Origin of the sequence: Kluyvera sp. 142486 (assembly GCF_046569695.1) — a bacterium.
Classification (GTDB): domain Bacteria; phylum Pseudomonadota; class Gammaproteobacteria; order Enterobacterales; family Enterobacteriaceae; genus Kluyvera.
Window position 1 is genome coordinate 1 of record NZ_JBKHUI010000004.1, and the last position, 20,534, is coordinate 20,534.

Consider the following 20,534-nt stretch of genomic DNA (forward strand, 5'->3'; position numbering starts at 1 on the left):
AACGGCCACATCTGGCCCTGAAGTACAAAACGCCCGATGACGTTCATCAGGCGTTTTATCGACAGAAAACTGTCAACCTATATCAGGACTAGTCACTTACCAGACGGGAAGTTCATCCTGTAGGAACGGATTATGCTGACGTTCATAGCCGATTGTCGACATCGGCCCATGCCCGGCAATAAACTTCACGTCATCACCCAGCGGCAGCAGCTTGCGCTTGATAGCGTCAATCAGCTGCGCGTGGTCACCGCGCGGGAAGTCACTGCGCCCTACGCCGCCTTTAAACAGCACATCGCCGGAAATCAGCAACCGCGCATCATTATCAAAGAAAACCACATGACCTGGCGTGTGCCCTGGGCAGTGCAGTACCTGCAGCTTCACGTTGCCCACGCTGACGGTATCGCCTTCATTTAGCCAGCGATCCGGCGTCAGCGGCTGGCAGTCGTCCAGACCAAACATTCGACTTTGTGCCGGCAGCCCCTGCAACCAGAACTCATCTTCTTTTTCCGGCCCAATCACCGGCACACCGTAGTACTGTGCCAGTTCCGCCGCCGCACCCACATGATCAAGATGACCATGGGTCAGCAAAATTTGCTGCAACGTCACGCCAGCCTCGGCAACTTTCTGTTTAATGGTCTCAGCATCACCACCTGGATCGACCAGCGCCGCCAGTTTAGTTTGCTCACACCAGATCAACGAACAGTTCTGCGCGAACGCAGTGACCGGAATAATACGATAATTCATGCTGCTCCTGTTTATACTCAGCACCGTTCAGATACATCAGCGCATCTGAACTGTCGGGCGTAGAGTTACCAGTGCCGAACCGGACCGGTATCAATATGCACAAAGTTGCTACGTGGGTAATATCCTACACCACCTGCGCGCATAGATAACGCTGCTTTGCGTATATTACTTAATGAAATACCTTCAATATGGAAATCCATTGCCTGACCTTTAGTGTGGTAGCTCTTTTTCGCTACCCCACTGCTGTGCGCTCGCAGCTCATTATTGGTATCAAGGGAACGATACCCGGAGATTAATTGCACAGGCTTATTTGTTCCTAATAATCCCTGAAGGCGATAGAGCTGATCAAACAATGAAGGATCGATGCTCTTTATTTTATTCGCGCGATAGTCACGGAAAAAATGGTTTAGTTTTGCTAATTCATCCTGAATATAGCCTCGGCCGTCAAAAAACTCGGCTTTTAGCAACTCGCCCGTATGTAGATTACTCAACGTTAAAATACGTGGACGAGGGGTCGAGAGGGTCGCAAGTGCAGGCGTGGGTAAGATGGCGGCAGCGCCCAGCGCAACCCCACCTAACGCCAGCAGTTTGCGGCGATTAGCGTCAAATTTGTCCATGATAATCAGGTCTACAGTCAGTAAATGTGATCGAAATATATGCACTTCTGGCGCACGTATTGCACCTTACCGGGCATCAAAGCCAGCGTCAAGGCGGCCTGTAGCGCAGAACCACCAGCCCCAGACATTCGGGACTGGTATCTACGCTTTTTATTCGACCACTACATTACCTGAACTACTTCATTTATCTGATTAATTGTTCCGCTTTTGGCAAAATTTGTGCGCCGGATCGCGCCGTGACATCGTAATTGTAAATATCTGTTCGATATTGTGTCTGACCATCAGCGCCAACAAAGGCGGTTAGATAATAGAGATTAACCGGAATATTCTGCCGGATATTAACGTATCTCGTATTACCTTCCTTCAGCGCATCAGATATACGAGCGTCATTCCAGCCTGCATCTTGTAACAGCATATTTGCTAAATCAGAGGCTTTATTTACCCGCACGCATCCCGAACTTAAAGCCCGCGCATCTTTCTGGAACAGATTATGGTTAGGCGTATCATGCAGATAAATCGCGTCTGAGCTTGGCATATTAAACTTATAGCGGCCCAATGAGTTATGGTCGCCCGGCGCCTGCTGGAAACGGAACGGTAAATTCGACGGCGTGATCGTTGACCAATCCACGCGCCACGGATCGATAGTTTCTTTACTGTTCCATCCACGCAGCACGGTATAGTTGTGGCGCTCCAGATACCCAGGGTCATTACGCAGCTTTGGCAGAATGTCGTTGCGCGCGAGCGTTGGCGGTACGTTCCACGGCGGGTTGACCACCACGTTATTTAGCGCGCTGCTCATCATCGGCGTTTTACGATCCGGGCGCCCCACGATAACGCGTGAAGCCAGCGCTTCGCTGCCGTTGAGATAATAGACCAGCGAATACGCAGGAATGTTGACCATAATTCCGGTAGAGACTTTCCCCGGCAGCAGGCGCAAACGTTGAATATTCAGCGCCAGCACACCTGCACGTTCTGCGGAAGAGACGTTGAGCCAATCGCGCGTTGAAGCGCCGATCACCCCATCAGCCCCTAAGCCCTGCGCCGCCTGGAAACGCTTAACCGCATCTACCAACTGACGATCGTAGGCCGCAGGTGCGCTCTTCGCTGCTTTTTTCGTTTTGCCGACGTCATCCCCCGGTAGCGGGATCGCCGGACTGGTATCCAGCACGCCGTTACGCTGCAGAATTTCACGCAGTGCAGGCACGTCGCTGCTCCACTGGCCTGGCCGTAGCGCCGTCGTGGAGGTCAATTTCGGCCATGGGCGGGTATCCCCCACCAGCGCCAGCAGCGCCTGATGCATCACCGCATACTGCGGATGCTTCGGTGCCAGAGCGGTAATAAACGGCACCAGTGAACCGTTATCCAGCGCCATCTGCCACTTATTCATCACTGACAGCGGCGGCGTCGCCAGGGTATAAGGTTTATCGCTGTACAGCCAGCGGTTGCCCTGAACCGGAATGCCGCTAATAAAGTGCAAATAGCCCATCAGCGCATCGGAGAGCACAACGTCGCGAGCCATACCGCTGACGTTGGGATTAGTGAGCAGTTCAACCCATTGGGTAAACTGCGGCTGGAAACCGGCGATAGCCACTTCCGCAAGTTGCTGCTGGAAGGCACGGACCGCATCGCGGTTATCCCACATCGGTTTCATCTCGCGAGCGGCGTAGAGCGTCACCAGCGGGTTCATATAGACGGGTTGATAGCCGGCAGGCAGTATCGACTGGATCTCAGCACGGCTTTTCGCCGCCGCGCCGTCCGCCAGTGGCTGAGTGCCGACAAGGTTTGCCATCACGGGCGATTGCGCACCCGGTTGGAGCAGTACCGGAGAAGGTTCTGCAGGCAGTGCGCTACTATCAGACGGCACGAGTTCTGGCTCGCCCGCAGCAGCGGTAAACAGTGGAGCAAACGTCATTGCCAGACACAAACTCACCGCTGACAACCGACGACCATTTTCTTTTTTCAGCAACATCCCTTGCCCCCTGTTAAATATACAAAGACCCGTAACGTGGGCTCACCTTCAGTATATAAAGACAAAAACTTTTTTGCCCGGTGAAATGTAAAGAAGTCTAAAGATAATAACGCGCTATAGGCTAAATACGGATAACAAAAAAGGCGACATAAATGTCGCCTTAAATTCTGTTTTCGGATTTAGTGCCATTTCCCGGAGTCGCTTCGCTCGTCCGGGCTATATGCTACGATGCGTCGGCAGTACCTGGCAGCGTTTCCGGCAACTGGGCAGCGAAGCCGCGCAGACCCACCACGTGTACGTGCTCATGGTTATTCACCACTTTACGTACCAGCTTGTAGGTGGTGCCTTTCTCTGGGCTGATATTTTCCGGCGCCGCGATAATAAGCTGCATCTCCAGACGTTCGCAGAGTTCGAACAGCGTAGCGATAGAGCGGGCATCCAGACGTGCGGCTTCATCAAGGAACAGCAGACGGCACGGAGAGAGGTCTTTACCACGCAGACGACGCGCTTCATCTTCCCAGCTCTGTACCACCATTACCAGAATCGACATCCCGGTACCGATAGCCTCACCGGTCGACAGCGCACCGGATTCCGCACGCAGCCAGCCGTCGGACCCACGGTTAACCTCAACTTCCATCTCCAGGTAGCTACGGTAGTCGAGCAGCTCTTCACCGATGGTCTGCGGCGTACGCTGCCCCATATCGATTTGCGGATTCAGACGCTGATACAGCTTCGCCAGCGCTTCCGAGAAGGTCAGGCGATTGCTGTTGAACAGATCCTGATGCTGTTCGTGCTGTTCAGAGAGCACGTCCAGCAGCATCGAGTGAGTCTCACGCACGTTAACGTTCAGACGCACGCTGTTGACCTGACCGAACGACACGCTCTGCAGGCCCTGGTTCAGCTGGCGGATACGGTTCTGCTCGCGCTGAATGGTTTTGCGGATAATGTTCGCCACGCTTCGGGAGCTGATCGCCAGCTTCTGTTCGCGATTGGTCAGCTCTTCCGTCAGGCGGCTCAGCTCGATTTCCATCTGTTCGATGGCTTCGACCGGGTCGTCGGTGCGGATGATATCCTGGCGAATACGCTCGCGCAGGTGCTGGTAAACGGCGACGAAGAACTGGATCTTACGTTCCGGACGTTTCGGATCTTCAGACATGCGCAGCACATCGCGCAGGTGTTCGTTATCCGCCACGGCCAGACGCAGCGCACCCAGCGCCTTATCCGACATAGAGCGTAGATCGTCGGCGGAGAGATAGGCCAACTCGCGACGGTGTAGACGGCGTTCAACGTTGTTGTCTTTCACCAGACGCATCACCGCACACCAACCCGCTTTCGCACTCACCACCTGTTCGCGCATTTCGAGATAATCGCGTTCCAGCTTGCGCAGCTTACGGGTCAGGTTATCCATCTCTGCTTCGCAGAAGGTCAACGCTTTTTCCAGCTGATTGCGGCGCGCACGGTTGTTGCTCAACTGTGCATGCAGTTCGTCGCGGCGAATTCGTGCACGCTCTTCAGCACCCGCGTCGGCGCGCACGCCAATGTCTTTCAGTTCTTTATAGAGATCGTTCAGCAGCTCTTTCTTGGTGTCGTAGGAGCTTTTCAGTGACGCCAGAACCTGGCTGTACTGGCTGACCTGTGCGGCGTGGGTACGCAGCGCTTCACGGGCGCGGCTACGCTCGCTTTCCGACTGCGCCAGACGTTCACGCAGTTTTTCGTTTAGATCGCTGTTGCCGGAGAGCATTTCTGCTGAGTCGGAGTAGCCAAAGTGCGCGCGACGTTGCACCACTTCCGCCAGGGCAAACGCCTGCTGACGCGCTTCGCGCTGCACCTGCTGTGACCAGGCATAATCTTCTTTCAGCTGTTCAAACTGCTCCGGATCGTTCTGCAGAACAGCAACGATCGGCTCCAGTTTGGCCAGTTGGTTGCCGTGCTGCTGAATGAAGCGCGCGGCTTCCTGAGCTTCGTCCAGACGCTCCTGGATTTCTTCAACGCGGTCGGCCAGCGTTTCGTCGGCCAGCAGGCTCAGACGCGGTAGCAGGCGGTTAAGCTGGGCCACGCCCTCTTTTGCCTGCTCGTACTGTGCCTGCTGTTGTTGGTTGTCGCTTTCGTGGCTGCTGAGTGCACGCTCCAGCTCGTTGCGACGGGTGTTCAGTTTGCGGATTTCCGCTTCCGGATCGTCCTCAAACGCTACCGATAAATGGCTGCCGATAAAGCGGCTGAACGCCTGGTGCAGACGCTGGGTTTTCTGTACGTCGAACGACAGGGTCGCAAACCGTTCGGACAGCCCTTCACGCTCAGCGTGCAGACTCTCAATGCGGCTTTCGCGCGCTGCGCGGCCAAACAGCGGTAGCGATGGGAAGCGGGAATAACGCCACTGGCGGTCGGAGGTTTTTACCACCACCGCTTTTTCCAGTTCATCGACGTTGAATACGCTGTCATCGAAGGATTGCGGGTCCCCTTCAATCAGGTAGAGATCTTCCGGGCAATCTTCCAGTCCTTCAAGATACTCGGCGATCTGCGACAGATCCGGCACCACGATGGCGTGACGAGACGGCCCGTACAGCGCGGAGAAGTACGGCGCATCATCGAGGCTGACGTCATCATAAATCTCGGACAGCAGCACGCCGCCAAAACGTTCCGCCAGCGTATTCAGACGCGGGTCTTCAGAACCGCCAGGCTGGCTAAGACGTTCAATTTCGTCATCCACGGCACGTTTACGCGCGCCAACTTCGTCACGTTCGACGATGGCTTCACGTTCACGTTCCAGCAGTTGTTGCAGGTATTCGGTGACGTCCTGGCTGGACTCAAACTGCTCGCCGCTCTGCTCACATAGCTGGTTTAAGCTGTTTTGCGCCGCCAGCCATACCGGCGCGCGGTGCATCAGCGATGAGATACGCGACTGCAGCTGTTCCTGCTCCTGACGCAGCGCCATGCGCTGTTCACGGGCATCGCTCACGCAATCGCTCAGGGCGGCGATACGTGCTTCCAGCTCATAATGCAGCTTTTCGAGTTCGTCGATACCGTATTGTTTACCCTGACGTTTGCAGAAGTCAGCCAGCAAGCGCTCGGCTTCCTGCTGCTCGCGCAGACGCTGTTCCAGCTCGTTCAAACGGCTGCGCAGCGGCTGCGCCTGCTCCGCGAGATGACGCTGGTTAACGCCATCGCGCAGCAATTCGCGCGCCACTTCCCAGGCTTCGTTACGTGCCAGCGGGCCGTTGATTGCTTCAACAATCTGGAACGCTTGTTCAAACTGGCTGTGCGCCGTCTGCGACACGCTCATTTTCTGTTCGAGCGTCAGCAGTTTTTCGGTCGCTTCCTGCTCTTTGGCCTGGAAGGTTTCCAGCCATTCATCCGCGCTTTCCGGCGTTAAGTCCGGCAAATGACACAGCGCTTTTGCACGCTCCAGCGCCTGCAGCGCCTGAGTGTACTGAATAGCGCGTGTCTGCTGAACGTCCAGCGCCTGCTGGTAGTCAGCAAGCTGGCTTTTCAGCTCATCCACTTCCAGCTCGGCGGCTTCAGCGCGCGCTTCGTTCTCTTCCTGCTGCTCGGCGGCTTCGGCGACCACTTCGTTCTGTTCTTCCAGACGAATTTGCAGCTCATCTAAGTCCGCTTCATAGCGTTCAATTTTTTCCTGCTGGCGCAGAGCGGTCTGCACCAGGTTCAGATGGTCGCTGGCGGCCTGATGATCGGCTTCCAGATCCCCTTCTGCCCCGTTGTGCTCCTGCAGTTCACGGGCCATATCGACGTGCTTGTACTGCTCGGCCGCCAGTTGGGAGCGAGAAGTGAACAGTTCGCGGCGATATTCCAGCGCTTTATCAAGATGCACACGTCGCTCATTGGCGTGACGCATGTAGTCCGCGGCCACGTAGTCGGTCGCTTCAGAAATCAGGTGCTTAAACAGGTCGCGATCAGACTGGGTGACGCGAATCGCTTCCAGCGTCATGCGGTTTTCGCGCAGCGCCGCTTCCATATCCTGGAACGCTTTGCGTACACCGCTGTTTTCCGGCAGCAGGTAGTCACGCAGTGAACGCGTAATGGCGCTGGATATACCGCCGTACAGCGACGCTTCAATCAGACGGTAGAATTTACTACGGTCGGACGCAGAGCGCAGACGGCGTGCGACGATGCCCAGATCGAACATCAGCGCATGGTAGTCGGTAATCGAGTTGAACTGCTTGAACTGTACGCCTTCAATGGTATCGAGTTTATCTTTCAGCTCCTGCAGGCTCAGCACGCGCGCCTGACGCTCGTTCATCGTTTCGGTCAGCAGCTGCGTCGGCTGGATGGAGGTCGGCAGGCCCTGAATAGCAAAGGGTTTAATGTCGACTTTACGGTCGCGCCCGGCAACCTGCTGCAGACGTACGCCGACGACCACGCGCTGGTGACGTGAGTTCATGACGTCCAGCACCGAGTAACAGACGCCTGCTTTCAGCTTACCGTGCAGTCCTTTATCGCGAGAGCCGCTGGTGGCCCCGGCTTCCGTGGTGTTACGGAAGTGCAGCAGGGTTAAGTCTGGAATCAGCGCCGTGACGAAGGCTGCCATGGTGGTCGATTTACCGGCACCGTTACCGCCCGAGAGCGTGGTCACCAGTTCATCTAAATCAAAGGTACGGGCAAAGAACCCGTTCCAGTTAATCAGCGTTAGCGAACGAAATTTACCGCGATCGATCATTACTCTTCCTCCCCGCTATCCTGCTGATTGTCGTCGTTCTCGTCATTGAGCTGCAGATGGTTTTCGATAGCCATCGCTTCGCCATCGCGGATCATGCGCAACTGCGCTTCCCGCGCGTCATCGCCGGAGCGAACGTCAGCGCCGAAGCGGAACACCGATTCGGTAATGCGGAATTTGCTGCTATCGTGCCCCATAAACCACACCATCCCGAGACGGCGCAGGCGGTTGAGCGAGGAACGCACCTTTTCCTGCAGCTTCTGACGGTCAAGGTCAGAGCCGGTGGAGCGGTTGTTGACCAGCTTCAGCAGTTTGGCTTCGTCAGCCAATGCCAGCAGTTCGTCATACAGCTCTTGCTGGGTGAAGATACCTTCGTTAGCCAGACGTTCCGGGCTGAGATAGAGGTAGCAAAGAATTTTGCCAACCATCATGTCCAGTTCGGATAAGACCGAGCGCGGAATCAGCGTGGTGGAGCGCGGACGCAGGTAGAAGAACCCTTCCGGCGCACGGATCAACTCCACGTTATAGCGAGCATAAAACTCTTCCAGATACTCCTGGAAATCCATCAAAAAGGCGTGGTTGTCTAGTTCATCCAGACCGATGTGACGACCAGCGCGCAGCGCGCTATCCAGCGCAGGGAAAAGGGGGTTGGCCAGGGCCTGTGCCAGTTTAACCGGCATCACTTGTTCAATATTTATCGATGACATGCGCCTGTACCTTGGCTCCGTAATCATTAATCGACTGCCATTTAGCCGGCAGTCCGGTGAAATCTGCTTGCGCCACGCCCAAACGTACCGCCTGGTCTACCACAATCCTCGCCACGTCGAAGTGACGCGCGCGCGGGTACTGCACCAGGTACTCTTTCACCACCAGGCCGAGGTCCAGTGGCAGCTGTTTGGTTCGATAGATAGCCAACTGTTCTTCAATTAGCGCGGCGAGCTGTTCGCGAATTTCGTTAAATTCTTCGTACTCTAAATCCGGCGGAAGTTCCCCGGTGACCTCTTCATCGCGCAGCGTCATCTCTTCATCACGCATGTCCAGCAAACGATCGGCACTGGCATAAGTGAGCGCCCACGGCGCGTCGAAGTAAGACTGCACCGACTGGCGCAGGCGCTGAGCAAAGACGCGGTTTTTATCCATGTCGATAGCGGTACGGATAAATTTATGCACGTGGCGGTCGTAGCCAATCCACAGGTCAATCGCCTGCTGGCCCCAGCTCACGATGCGGTCAAGCTTGCTTTGCAGATCGAACACCAGTCGGTCGACAAAGTGCAGGTCGTTATGGCTCAGCGTGGCATCCTGAATGCGCAGCAAGTTGGCCTGTAGCTTATCGCCCGCTGCATCCAGCGTATCCTGGAGTTCGCGCAGAGTGCCGGACGTTTCAGAGAGCAGCAGTTCACAGCTGGAGATCGCCGCGCGCCAGTCTTTGTTCAGCAACTGCGCGATGTCGTCTTTCACCGACTGCTGCTGTTCATCCATGATGCGCTGCGTCAGATCGATACTGTCAAAAATCTCCGCCACCGAGTACTTCAGCGGTGCGTAGACGTTACGGTGCCAGTGGAACTCATCGCCGCCCTCGTCGGCAGAATCCGCCGCGCGCTTCAATTCGCTAGCGACAATCGACAGCTGCATGGAGAGGCGCAGGGTAGAGAATTCGCGCTGGCGAATATAGTAGTCGGTAATGCCAATCCCCAGCGGGGTCAGACGATAGATGGCGTTCCCTTCCGTGATTTCGCTGGTAAAGCGGTTCAGCAGACGTTGGCGAACCAGGTCGTTAATCGCGTTATTGGCGCGAGTGCCGATGGTTTCACTGGTTTGCTCAAACGCATCACTGACGTGACGGAACGCATCCACCAGCTCGCCTTCCGTCATTTCACCTTCCAGTCGTTCACCGTTCAGCGTTGCAATAGCCAGCAAAAACGAGAGCCTATCGACGGGTAGCGAAATGGCGAAATCATTTTTCCTGGCCCAGGCAACCAGTTCGGGGACTGTCTGGGAAAATTCACTCATCGTTTATCCTTGTTTCTGTCTGCGGCTTCAGCGCGGTGACATGAATATAGCGCCCCAGGCTAATATACGGTTCCTGACGGCAATAGCGCGTTTCAAGCTCCAGCAAAATCTCAAAGCTGTTCTTTTGCATCTGCTTATCGCGCAGGTAATCATGAAACACCCGCACGCCGGTTTTCCCGTTAATTTGCCAGCCCATCTCTTCCAGCCAGCCATAGACCAGCTGCGGGTCGCGCGGGTAGTTCGGCGACAGCGTGCGTCTTTTCTTTTTCGGCATGCCTAACACCACGTAATCGAAGTTGCCGACCACCATGTTACGCATCAACAGGCCGTTTGCATTGTAGAACATTAATGATAATGCGCCGCCCGGGCGCAGCACCGACCACAACGTTTTGAGCACATCCTGCGGTTCGGCCACCCACTCCAGCACAGCGTGAAACAATATCAGATCAACCGGGCTTTCCAAATGCTCCGCCACATCCTGGACCGCGCATTGTACGAAATGCATGTTGTGGCTCACACCTTTCTCGCTAGCGGCCTGAGTTGCCCGATCGATCATTTCAGCGGAAAGATCGCACAGAGTGACATGGTGTCCGCGCTCCGCCATTTTGATGGCCGTCTGGCCTTCACCACCGCCGGCATCCAGGATACGCAGCGGCTGCGGCCCCATTTTCGCCAGCAGGGCGTCAAGATCTTGCCACAGAATAGCCTGGCGCAGCTGTCCCTTCGTGGTACCGTATATATTGCGGGAAAACTTATCCGCAATGTCATCGAAATTGCGATCCTTCACAGGACATCCTCACATCGCCAGTGGCAAAGGGGCTATTTTGTCACACCCACGGCGATAATGAAGCTATCTGGTGTAATATCGCTGCATTCATACGGTCGGATGGTTAAAAAAGGTACGGTGCCGGATGCTTTTTACGCTGAAAAAGTATATCGGCGGCATGATGCTGCCGCTGCCCCTGCTTCTATTGTTGATAGGTTTGGGAATAATCCTGGTCTGGTTCACTCGCTTTCAAAAATTGGGGAAAGCCGGTATTACCCTGGGATGGTTAGCCCTACTGCTGCTCAGCCTGCAGCCCGTAGCCGATGGGCTGCTTAAACCGATTGAGGATAAGTATCCCACCTGGCGCGGCGAACAACCGGTGCAGTACGTGGTCGTGCTTGGCGGTGGATACACCTGGAACCCGGAATGGGCACCAAGTTCGAACCTGATTAATAACAGCCTGCCGCGACTAACGGAAGGCATGCGCCTGTGGCAGGCCAATCCGGGTTCGAAAATCATCTTTACCGGCGCTCGGGCCCAAACCAATACGGTGAGTACCGCAGAGGCGGGAGCTCGAGTGGCTGAAAGTCTGGGCGTACCGCGCAGTGAGATTATCGTGCTGGATACGCCGAAAGATACCGAAGAAGAAGCTAGCGCCGTGAAGGCCGCGATCGGCGACGCCCCTTTCCTGCTGGTCACATCAGCATCTCATCTGCCTCGCGCCATGATTTTCTTCCAGCATGCCGGGTTACACCCGCTGCCTGCTCCAGCCAACCAGTTAGCCATTACGTCACCGCTCAACCCGTGGGAGCGTATCATCCCTTCCCCGGTCTGGCTGATGCACAGCGACCGGGTCGGATATGAAACGCTGGGGAGAGTCTGGCAGTGGCTGAAAGGGGATTCAGGCGAGCCAGGGGCGCAGTGACGTTGCAGCAAGGTCAAAGTTGGCGCGGTTGAATTTGCCAGTGTTGACCAGCTTTTCCACCTCGTCCCATAAAAGATAGAGCCAGCGCCGCCAGAGAAATGCTTCGGCGACCGGCGCGCGCTGGAGATAGTGCCACAGCAACTGTTCCGCCTGCCCGCTGTCGTGCAGGCGGAACAGTTCATATTCCCGTGGCGCCCAGAGAATCGCCCCCGGCCCTACCATCGCCAGCAGCTGATCGCTGCGCGAATCTTTCAGCATACTGCGTAGCGTCAGGTGCCCATGCACCAGCACGCAGTTATCGCTAAAGCCGTCAAACAACGCGTCCAGACATTCGCGAGTGCGGAACAGCAGCCGCTTATCCTGCATCGTCAGGCCGGTATTCTGATAGAGATTGAGCGTACCCCATAGCACTTCAATACGCTGGCGATACCAGTGCGGCCAGCTATTTTCCTGCGTGCCGTCAACAAAGCCAACGCACCCTGAGCTGTCAACCCGATGCCACGCCAACAGTGCTTCAACGATTTGATCTTTCAGCGCATCCCACCGCTGAGGGTTACGGGTTGGCGCTTCCACCGGCACACCGCGCAGACGCTCAAGCAGCAGCACGTCCGGCCCTGGATGCTCTTCATGGGTCATGACCCCGTACACCACCGGCATGCGTACGGTACCGCTGCGCGCCAGCATAGAGATTTTCCACGCCAGTTGACGCGCCACGCCTGGAGATGAAAAGCTCCGCGCCACCAACGGCATCGGGTTCCCCTCGGCATCATAAAGCGACCACAGCGCGGTGTCCGTCTGCTCGTTGATACATTCCACGCGGCTGAGCGATTCGCCCAGCAGGTGGCTGAGTTCTGCACGTAGCTGTTCCATGTCGATTACCCCTATAAAAGCCATTGCTTTCATAATGAGCATATGAAAAGTGAATTTCACCAGACAAGATCAAAATTGCAACCGAAAGTCAGGAAATACTCAGGCGAGAATAGCCCCCGCGATCGGGGGCGACAGGATTACTTCAGTTCGGCGCGTACGCGCGCCAGGTCTTCTGGCGTATCAACGCCCGTTCCCGGCACTTCTTTCGCCACGGCAACGTGAATTTTTTCGCCGTACCACAGCACGCGCAGCTGTTCGAGCATTTCAATATGCTCCAGCGGACTTGGCGCCCAGTTCACGTAGCGGCGAATAAACCCGGCACGGTAGCCGTAAATACCAATGTGGCGCAGCAGCGTATCACCAATGTCCTCCCGGCTTTTGGCAAAACGATCGCGATCCCACGGTATGGTGGCGCGGGAGAAGTAAAGCGCATAGCCGTCCTTGTCCATCACCACTTTCACCGCATTCGGGTTAAAGGCTTCTTCTGCATCATGAATTGGCACCGCCAGGGTTGCCATGCCGGAGTGGCTGGCCGCCAGATTTTCCGCTACCTGACGGATAATCACCGCCGGGATCATCGGCTCGTCGCCCTGGACGTTAACGATAACGGTGTCATCGCTAAAGCCGCATTTCTCAACCACTTCCGCCAGACGTTCAGTTCCGGACTGATGATCGGCACGGGTCATGCAAACTTCACCACCCGCAGCTTCCACGGCTTTTGCTACTTCAGCATGATCGGTCGCCACGATGATGCGATCGGCTCCGGATTCGCGCGCGCGTTCCAGCACGTGCACAATCATCGGCTTACCGTTGATATCCTGCAACGGTTTACCCGGCAGGCGCGTAGAGGCAAAACGCGCCGGAATAATCACGACAAAGCTCATGGGCGATTCTCTTCAGCAGCTAAAGCGCGGGCTTCGTTTTCCAGCAATACGGGGATACCGTCACGCAGGGGAAACGCCAGATTATCAAGTTTGCAAATCAGTTCTTGCTTGTCCTGGCTGTAATAGAGTTTGCCGTTGCAAACCGGGCAGGCAATAATTTCAAGTAGACGGTGATCCATGGTTCCTCCTGATGGGCCGTATCGAAAACCAGTGCAGCATATCATAGAGCGCTACCGGCCTGCGTCAATCTCCCAACCCTGTCGTTGTTCATTAAAGAGTTTTTCAGCAACTGTACCAAGCCTCACCCGCGTCGCCCCCTGCCAGCGTGCAAAATCGTTAATCGCCAGCATCAATCCCTTTTCAAGCTGCTGGCTGACGCGTACGCCCGCTTCCAGGTACAGGGCAAAAATCTCCAGCACGCCGTCAGCACGATGCATTTTGCTGTCCATGCGCCCAACTATCTCTCCGCGATGCAGCAACGGCAGCACGAAGTAGCCGTACTGGCGTTTCGGCGCAGGTGTGTAGCACTCAAGGCGGTAGGTAAAGTTGAAGAACTGTTCTGCGCGTTTGCGATCCCATACCACGGGATCAAACGGTGAAAGCACCGCGCTGTGTGTGGCATTGAGCTTACCTTCCAGCGCTCGCATCAACTCCGGTAACAGACTATGGTGAACCCACATTTCGCCAAGTTGGTCGACGTTAACCGCAACCACCAACTGCCGTTCCTGCCAACCTGCCAGCAGCGCTGCTAAATCTGGTCGACGCAGGCGATAGTAGTCCGCCAGCCACTCGGGGCGAAAAATCCCCAGACTGCGGGCGCTGTTTTCCAACATCACGGCCTCAGCCTGCGACTGCGGCAGCGCCTGTTTCTTATCATCCCAGTGCGGCATAACGCGTTCGGTCAGATCGTAGACTCGCTGGAAGTTACGCCGCGCAATAACCATCACCTCCCCGGCGGTAAACAGCCCTTCGAGATGGCGCTTGTGCGGCTTCCACTCCCACCATCCACTCTCCCCTTTACGCGGATGGGTAAAATCGGCAGAGCGAACCGGACCGTTTTCGGCAATATGGGATTTCAGAGCCGCGATATCGTCGGCATGTTCGTCCATCCAGCTTTGATGGTACTTCCAACCCATGTTATGCGGCGACAACATGCGGTGACGAACCAGCGGAAAGTCGCTGCGCGGCAGGAAGCAGGCTTCGTGCGCCCAGTACTCCATCAACTCACCGCGAGACAGCGCGTCATCAAGCCAGGTTGATGGGTAGGCGCCAAGGCGGCTGAACAGCACCAGATAGGGGCTGCGCGCCACCACGTTGATGGTGTCTATCTGCAACAGAGACATTTGCCGGATGGCCGGAAGGATATCGCCCGCTTTGGGCTGACGGCGCGGGCGAGTAAGCAATCCCTGAGCCGCAAGGTGAAGATGGCGCGCGCCACGAAGGGTAAGATGCAATTCAGACATGCGGGCTCCCCAGACGATCGCCCGCCGCCGTTTAGCGTCGAGCGAGGGTAATCAGTTCCTGAAGCAGCGTCTGCGCGCGATCGCCGGATAGTACGGCATCGACCGGCAGATACCACCAGTTTTCCTGCGCAAAGTGGCGGCATTTGACCGCGTCTTTTTCCGTCATGATAAGCGTTTGCCCCGGCGCAACCAGCGCCTGAACATCTGCTTCGGTTAGCGCCTGATGATCCGCTAACGCAACCGTACGCACCGGATTCACGCCACAGGCGTTCAGCGTGGCAAAAAAGCGCGGGGGATGACCAATACCGGCCATCGCCACCACATTTTGCAGGTTCGAGACGGGCTGGCGTTCGCCGGTCAGCAGATTAATGGCATCGCCGGGCTGCAGCGTCATCGGGATCTCCCCCGGCTGCGCGTTGCCGCCGTTTACGATGCGGGCATCCACCGTTTCCAGCCTTGACGCCCGCTCACGCATTGGCCCCGCGGGCAGCCACCAGCCGTTGCCAAAGCGGCGCACGCCGTCGATAACCACAATCTCTTTATCACGTGCCAGACGGTAGTGTTGCAGGCCATCGTCGGTGACGATCAGTTGCAGGTCATGAGCCGCCAGCAGCGCTTTCACCGCATCGACTCTCACCGGGGAGACCGCCACGGGCGCGCCGGTACGCTGGAAAATCAACACAGGTTCATCGCCCGCCTGCGCCGTGGTGGTTTCAGCGGTTAATAGCAGCGGATAACGCTCCGCTTTACCGCCATAGCCGCGCGACACCACGCCAACGCGAATACCCTGACGCTGGAGTTGCTCCACCAGCCAGATAACCACCGGCGTTTTGCCATTGCCGCCCGCCGTGAGGTTTCCCACCACGACCACCGGACACGGCGCACGCCAGGATTTCTTAATCCCTAGCTGGTAGCACAGGCGGATGATGCCGCTCACCAGGCCGTATAGCCAGGAGAGCGGCAGCAGTAAACGCCAAAGCGGCGATTCGCCCGACCAGATTTTCGCTATCATTCGCCAAACTGCATTTTGTGCAGCTGCGCGTAAACGCCGCGCTGCGCAAGCAGATCGGTATGGCTGCCGCGCTCAACAATACGACCATCTTCAACCACGATAATCTCGTCAGCTTGTTCTATGGTCGACAGACGGTGGGCAATCACCAGCGACGTGCGATTTTTCTGCAATTCGTCGAGGGCTGCCTGAATCGCACGTTCGGACTCGGTATCCAGCGCTGAGGTCGCTTCATCGAGGATCAGGATTGGGCTATTGCGCAGCAGCGCGCGCGCAATGGCGATACGCTGACGCTGGCCGCCGGAAAGCAGCACGCCGTTTTCACCGATGATGGTATCGAGGCCGTTATCCATCTTATTGATAAAGTCCATCGCATAGGCCATGCGAGCGGCTTCTTCAACCTGCTCACGGCTGAACTCGTCGGTACGAGCATAGGCAATGTTGTTCGCCACCGTGTCGTTGAACAAGTGCACGTTCTGCGATACTAGTGCGACCTGGTTACGCAGAGAAGTCAGCTTATACTCGCGCAGGTCGTGACCATCGAGCAGAATTTCACCTTCATCAATGTCGTAGAAGCGGGTCAGCAGGCTTGCGATGGTCGATTTACCCGAGCCTGAACGCCCTACCAGCGCGACCGTTTTTCCTTCAGGAATGGCGAGGTTGATATTCTTCAGCGCAGGCGTTTCACGACCAGGATAGGTGAAAGTCACGTTGCGGAATTCAACGTTGCCTTTCGCACGTTCAACGTCCAGCTTGCCTTCGTCTTTTTCCTGCTCGCTATCAAGGATAGAGAACAGCGTCTGGCAGGCAGCCATCCCGCGCTGGAACTGCGCGTTGACGTTGGTTAACGATTTCAGTGGACGCATCAGGGCAATCATGGAGGAGAAGACCACGGTGATGGTACCGGCCGTCAGAGTTTCCATCACACTCGGGAAGCTCGCAGCATACAGCACGAACGCCAGCGCCAGTGATGCAATCAGCTGAATAATTGGGTCAGAGATTGAGGACGCTGAAACCAACTTCATACCCTGCAAACGCATCTTGTTGCTGACTTTATCGAAGCGGTTGGTTTCCACCTGCTGGCCACCGAACATCAGCACTTCTTTATGCCCTTTCAGCATCTGTTCAGCGCTGGTGGTTACCTGGCCCATGGTGTTCTGCATGTTTTTACTGATGTTACGGAAGCGTTTAGAGACAATGCGTATAGCGAACGAAACAATAGGCGCCAGAATGATAAGAATAATCGACAGTTGCCAGCTGTAGTAAAACATCATGATGAACAGGCCAATGATAGATGCCCCTTCACGCACTACGGTAATCAGCGCGTTTGATGAAGAGGATGCAACCTGTTCGGAATCGTAAGTAATACGCGACAGCAGCGTACCGGTCGACTGCTTATCGAAGAAAGAGACCGGCATTCCCATCATATGACCGAATAACCGGCGACGCATGGTCATCACGACCTTGCCGGAAACCCAGGAAATACAGTAACTGGAGATGTAGCTGGTGATACCACGCAGGATCATCAAGCCAATAACAACCAGCGGCATCCACAGCAGCACTGAGCGATCCGTTTTACCAAAACCATCATCCAGTAACGGTTTAAGAAGCGATAGCATGAAGGTATCGCTGGCTGCGTTAAGGATTAACGCAACGCCCGCCACGAGTAGCCCTGCTTTGTACGGTGCAATAGTCGGCCAGAGCCGGCGGAAGGTCTGCCACGTGGAGAGATCTTTGTCGTTCTGCATTCAAAAAACCAGCTTGTGTTGAAATAGCCGCATATTCTACCCGTTATCGTGAGTCTCGCCAAACCACTGATGATACCAACGAGGTAAAAGTTGATCTCGTAGGCCTTCGATGCGCCAGCCATTCGCACTGAATGTCACGGTTATCTGCCCCTGATGCGGGGTATCAAACCAGCCATATTGGCGCTGGAGATAGCGAGCCCTCACCTTTGCAGAAGGCAGTCGCCACGCGTTATAGCGGGATGCGGAAGCCAAAGCGGCAGCGCCGCCCACCCGTTGTATCAGTGCCATACCCGAGGAAGTCGAGCTGCCATGATGTGGAACCTGAATAATTGTAGACGCAAAAGGCTGCCAGAAACGGCTAATCATGGCCATTTCTGCCGATAATTCAATATCTCCCGTTAGCAGAATGCTGTTCTTCCCATCATCTATCCTGACCACACACGACCCGTTGTTACCTTTGGAGGGCTGCCCCGGCAGCGGCCATAGAGCCTGAAAGGTGAGTCCCTGCCAATGCCAGCGCTCGCCGCGAGCGCAGGGTTGATGGCCTACCCATCCCAACGGACTTTTGATCCACGTCTGCGGCCAGACTTTTTGTATTGATAGCAATCCACCGCGGTGATCCAGATGATCGTGGCTGAGAATGATTCCCTGCGGCGTCAGTTGATGCCAGCGTAACCAGGGAATAATCAACTGCTCACCGCTATCGCCCTCCGGCCATGCCAGGCCAGTATCATAGAGTAGCGCTTTATCCCCCCGAGAAATAACCATCGCTAGCCCCTGCCCTACGTCCAGCATAGAGACCTGCCAGCGATCTGGCGGCGTTTTTCGCCAGACGGGAAAAGAGAGCAGCACGCACATTGAGAGTACTAACGCGGGATACCGAATCCAGCCGTGTAGCCGCCACAACGCCAATGCCACCCACGGTAGCAGAGAAACACCTAACCATGCGCTCCCGATATTCCACCACCCCGCAGGTAGCATACGCAGATAGCTAAACACCGCCGACATGACCTCATCAGCTGCATGCCAGGCCACCATTTCCACTGAGCTCGGCCCGCATAGATGCATCAACATGGCAAAGAGAATCAGCGGGACCGCCACAAACGTCACCACCGGCACCGCAATCAGGTTTGCAAAAAGCGACGTTATGCTGACGCCGTGAAAAAGCAGAATCTGCAGCGGTGCCAGCAGCAGCATAAGCCCCAGTTGCAGGTGAATAAGGCCCACCAACGGGCGCAGCATGCGCGGATAGGCTTCAGTTGGCAGCGGTGCCCATTGGTACCAGAAGATGAGCGTGGCGACAGCAAATGCCGACAGCCATAAACTATCGGAAAGCACCGCCAGCGGGTCGATAAACACCATTGCCGCCAGGCAGCAAAGCCACACCTCCCACCCCGTCCAGCGTCGACCACTCAGACGTAAGGCGCACCAGATCAGCGCCGCCACAACGGTGCGTAGCGCTGGCGGCTGCATTCCAGTCAGCCACGCATAGGCAAACCCGCTCGCCAGCGAGATGATTAACGGCAATCGCCAGTTGATAAGCCAACCGGGCAGGAAAAACTGGATACCGCGAATAAACAGCCAACCAAGCGATGCTCCCAGCGCGATATGCAGCCCGGATATCGCCATAAGGTGTGATGTTCCGGTCTCCTGCATGAGCATTTTGATCTCCGGCGATACTGACAGCCGCTCGCCCATACCCAGCGCCAGCATCACCTCCCGCCAACGAAAACCCTCCAGCGTCGTTTGCAGCGAAGCAAGATACCGAGCACGCAGGTTACAGCGGCTATCCAGTACCTGCGCCGTCACCATACGGCCAGTTAACGGGCGGTGTTGCGAAAAGGCGTAGCGTTGGCCGTCAAATCCACCGTCGTTAAGTTGCCCATGCACCGCCCGGGCGCGAATCGTCATACGCCAGCGCTGCCCCACGCAAGGCTGTTGCGGCAAATAATTGCCATACAGTGTAATAAGGGGGCTGGGATACAGGTGTTGCCCGCCAAGGTGCGTTATCTTCCCCTGATGCGTCGTTTGCCCATCGCTCTGCGTCAGGACAATCTCAACCTGCCGGTTTTTACCTGGGATCGTCTCAGCGGGCCATTGTACCTGCCATGCCGACAGTACACCCCAACAAAACATCAGACCGGTAATGCTTACAGCTCTCCCAGACGCCACACAAAGGCCCAGCGCTATCAACGCCGCAATGGCGATATAGATAACGTTAAGAGAGGGTAAATTTGGCAGGACGGTCAGCGGCAAAATACCGGCTAACGTGCAGCAGGCAAGCCCAGGTAAACGCATCAACACCTCCTTGTTTACTGGAGTGTCGCGCGTACAGGCCTCCCTGTCGCATGGCAATTATCCCGACTGCGAGGCGTGTTCAGAGGAATGTTCAGGACATGCAGAAGTGACAATAAATATGCGGGAGAGATTCCAGATATCCATTCGAAGCCAAACTGGAGACATGAAAAAAGCACCCGCAGGTGCTTTTCTCTCAACCAAGTTTATCGTCAGACGGCGAAAGAAACTCAATCGTAAATATTGGCGCGATCGCGCAGTTCTTTACCCGGCTTAAAGTGCGGCACGTACTTGCCTTCCAGTTCCACTTTGTCGCCAGTCTTCGGGTTACGCCCGGTACGTGGTGCTCTGTAGTGCAGAGAGAAGCTGCCGAAACCGCGGATTTCAATACGCTCACCCTGTGCAAGGGTAGAAGCCATATGCTCCAGCATCTCTTTCACCGCATCTTCCACTGCCTTAGCAGGGATATGGGATTGCTGGCTGGCAAGTCTTTCAATCAATTCTGACTTGGTCATGATTCCTCCGGTTTCCTTTCAAGGAAAATTAGCTAACAGCCTATTAAACA

General features: G+C 55.8%; 16 protein-coding genes. 1 reads left to right on the forward strand and 15 read right to left on the reverse strand.

The annotated features are described in order from the left end of the window. Positions 1–96: 96 nt before the first annotated feature. The 7 genes from ACLGE8_RS05805 to cmoM all read right to left on the reverse strand — a co-directional run bounded on the left by ACLGE8_RS05805 (position 97) and on the right by cmoM (position 10,796). Positions 97–744 carry an MBL fold metallo-hydrolase gene (locus ACLGE8_RS05805; RefSeq protein WP_410997133.1) on the reverse strand — a complete coding sequence of 216 codons (648 nt, stop codon included), beginning with the start codon at positions 742–744 and terminating at the stop codon, positions 97–99. A 65-nt stretch (positions 745–809) separates the two neighbouring features. After that, a complete protein-coding gene (locus ACLGE8_RS05810; RefSeq protein WP_185666553.1) occupies positions 810–1,361 on the reverse strand; it encodes a YcbK family protein in 552 nt (183 codons plus the stop codon). A 184-nt stretch (positions 1,362–1,545) separates the two neighbouring features. Beyond that, a complete protein-coding gene (ldtD, locus tag ACLGE8_RS05815) occupies positions 1,546–3,330 on the reverse strand; it encodes a L,D-transpeptidase (RefSeq protein WP_410997135.1) in 1,785 nt (594 codons plus the stop codon). A 223-nt stretch (positions 3,331–3,553) separates the two neighbouring features. Then, positions 3,554–8,002 carry a chromosome partition protein MukB gene (mukB, locus tag ACLGE8_RS05820; protein ID WP_410997137.1) on the reverse strand — a complete coding sequence of 1,483 codons (4,449 nt, stop codon included), beginning with the start codon at positions 8,000–8,002 and terminating at the stop codon, positions 3,554–3,556. Further along, complete coding sequence (gene mukE / locus ACLGE8_RS05825; protein ID WP_410997139.1) at positions 8,002–8,706, reverse strand: chromosome partition protein MukE; 705 nt, start codon at positions 8,704–8,706, stop codon at positions 8,002–8,004. The genes mukB and mukE overlap by 1 nt, the downstream gene beginning before the upstream one ends. Then, complete coding sequence (mukF, locus tag ACLGE8_RS05830; protein ID WP_035892424.1) at positions 8,687–10,009, reverse strand: chromosome partition protein MukF; 1,323 nt, start codon at positions 10,007–10,009, stop codon at positions 8,687–8,689. Before mukF ends, mukE begins: the two co-directional genes overlap by 20 nt. Next, positions 10,002–10,796, reverse strand: coding sequence for a tRNA uridine 5-oxyacetic acid(34) methyltransferase CmoM (cmoM, locus tag ACLGE8_RS05835; protein ID WP_410997141.1), 795 nt, complete (start codon positions 10,794–10,796; stop codon positions 10,002–10,004). The genes mukF and cmoM overlap by 8 nt, the downstream gene beginning before the upstream one ends. 124 nt (positions 10,797–10,920) lie before the next feature. Here cmoM and elyC point away from each other — a divergent pair, with 124 nt between their 5' ends. Next, positions 10,921–11,700 carry an envelope biogenesis factor ElyC gene (elyC, locus tag ACLGE8_RS05840; RefSeq protein ID WP_410997143.1) on the forward strand — a complete coding sequence of 260 codons (780 nt, stop codon included), beginning with the start codon at positions 10,921–10,923 and terminating at the stop codon, positions 11,698–11,700. On the opposite strand, the gene ACLGE8_RS05845 is transcribed toward elyC, so the two are convergent. The 8 genes from ACLGE8_RS05845 to ihfB all read right to left on the reverse strand — a co-directional run bounded on the left by ACLGE8_RS05845 (position 11,677) and on the right by ihfB (position 20,484). Next, positions 11,677–12,570 carry a YcbJ family phosphotransferase gene (locus tag ACLGE8_RS05845; RefSeq protein WP_410997145.1) on the reverse strand — a complete coding sequence of 298 codons (894 nt, stop codon included), beginning with the start codon at positions 12,568–12,570 and terminating at the stop codon, positions 11,677–11,679. The genes elyC and ACLGE8_RS05845 overlap by 24 nt on opposite strands. Positions 12,571–12,707: 137 nt before the next feature. After that, positions 12,708–13,454 carry a 3-deoxy-manno-octulosonate cytidylyltransferase gene (gene kdsB / locus ACLGE8_RS05850; RefSeq protein ID WP_410997147.1) on the reverse strand — a complete coding sequence of 249 codons (747 nt, stop codon included), beginning with the start codon at positions 13,452–13,454 and terminating at the stop codon, positions 12,708–12,710. Then, a complete protein-coding gene (gene ycaR / locus ACLGE8_RS05855) occupies positions 13,451–13,633 on the reverse strand; it encodes a protein YcaR (protein WP_185666561.1) in 183 nt (60 codons plus the stop codon). The genes kdsB and ycaR overlap by 4 nt, the downstream gene beginning before the upstream one ends. A gap of 51 nt (positions 13,634–13,684) precedes the next feature. Then, the gene (locus ACLGE8_RS05860) at positions 13,685–14,917 is read right to left on the reverse strand and encodes a winged helix-turn-helix domain-containing protein (RefSeq protein WP_410997149.1); all 1,233 of its coding nucleotides are present in this window, start codon (positions 14,915–14,917) and stop codon (positions 13,685–13,687) included. Positions 14,918–14,948: 31 nt separating this feature from the next. Continuing rightward, positions 14,949–15,929: a tetraacyldisaccharide 4'-kinase gene (gene lpxK / locus ACLGE8_RS05865; protein WP_410997151.1), complete on the reverse strand. Its 981-nt coding sequence runs from the start codon at positions 15,927–15,929 to the stop codon at positions 14,949–14,951. Beyond that, entirely contained in the window at positions 15,926–17,674 is a 1,749-nt protein-coding gene (msbA, locus tag ACLGE8_RS05870; RefSeq protein WP_410997153.1) for a lipid A ABC transporter ATP-binding protein/permease MsbA, read from the reverse strand. The genes lpxK and msbA overlap by 4 nt, the downstream gene beginning before the upstream one ends. 36 nt (positions 17,675–17,710) lie before the next feature. After that, positions 17,711–19,972: a ComEC family protein gene (locus ACLGE8_RS05875; protein ID WP_410997155.1), complete on the reverse strand. Its 2,262-nt coding sequence runs from the start codon at positions 19,970–19,972 to the stop codon at positions 17,711–17,713. Positions 19,973–20,199: 227 nt separating this feature from the next. Further along, entirely contained in the window at positions 20,200–20,484 is a 285-nt protein-coding gene (ihfB, locus tag ACLGE8_RS05880) for an integration host factor subunit beta (RefSeq protein ID WP_015965094.1), read from the reverse strand. Between the last annotated feature and the right edge of the window lie 50 nt (positions 20,485–20,534).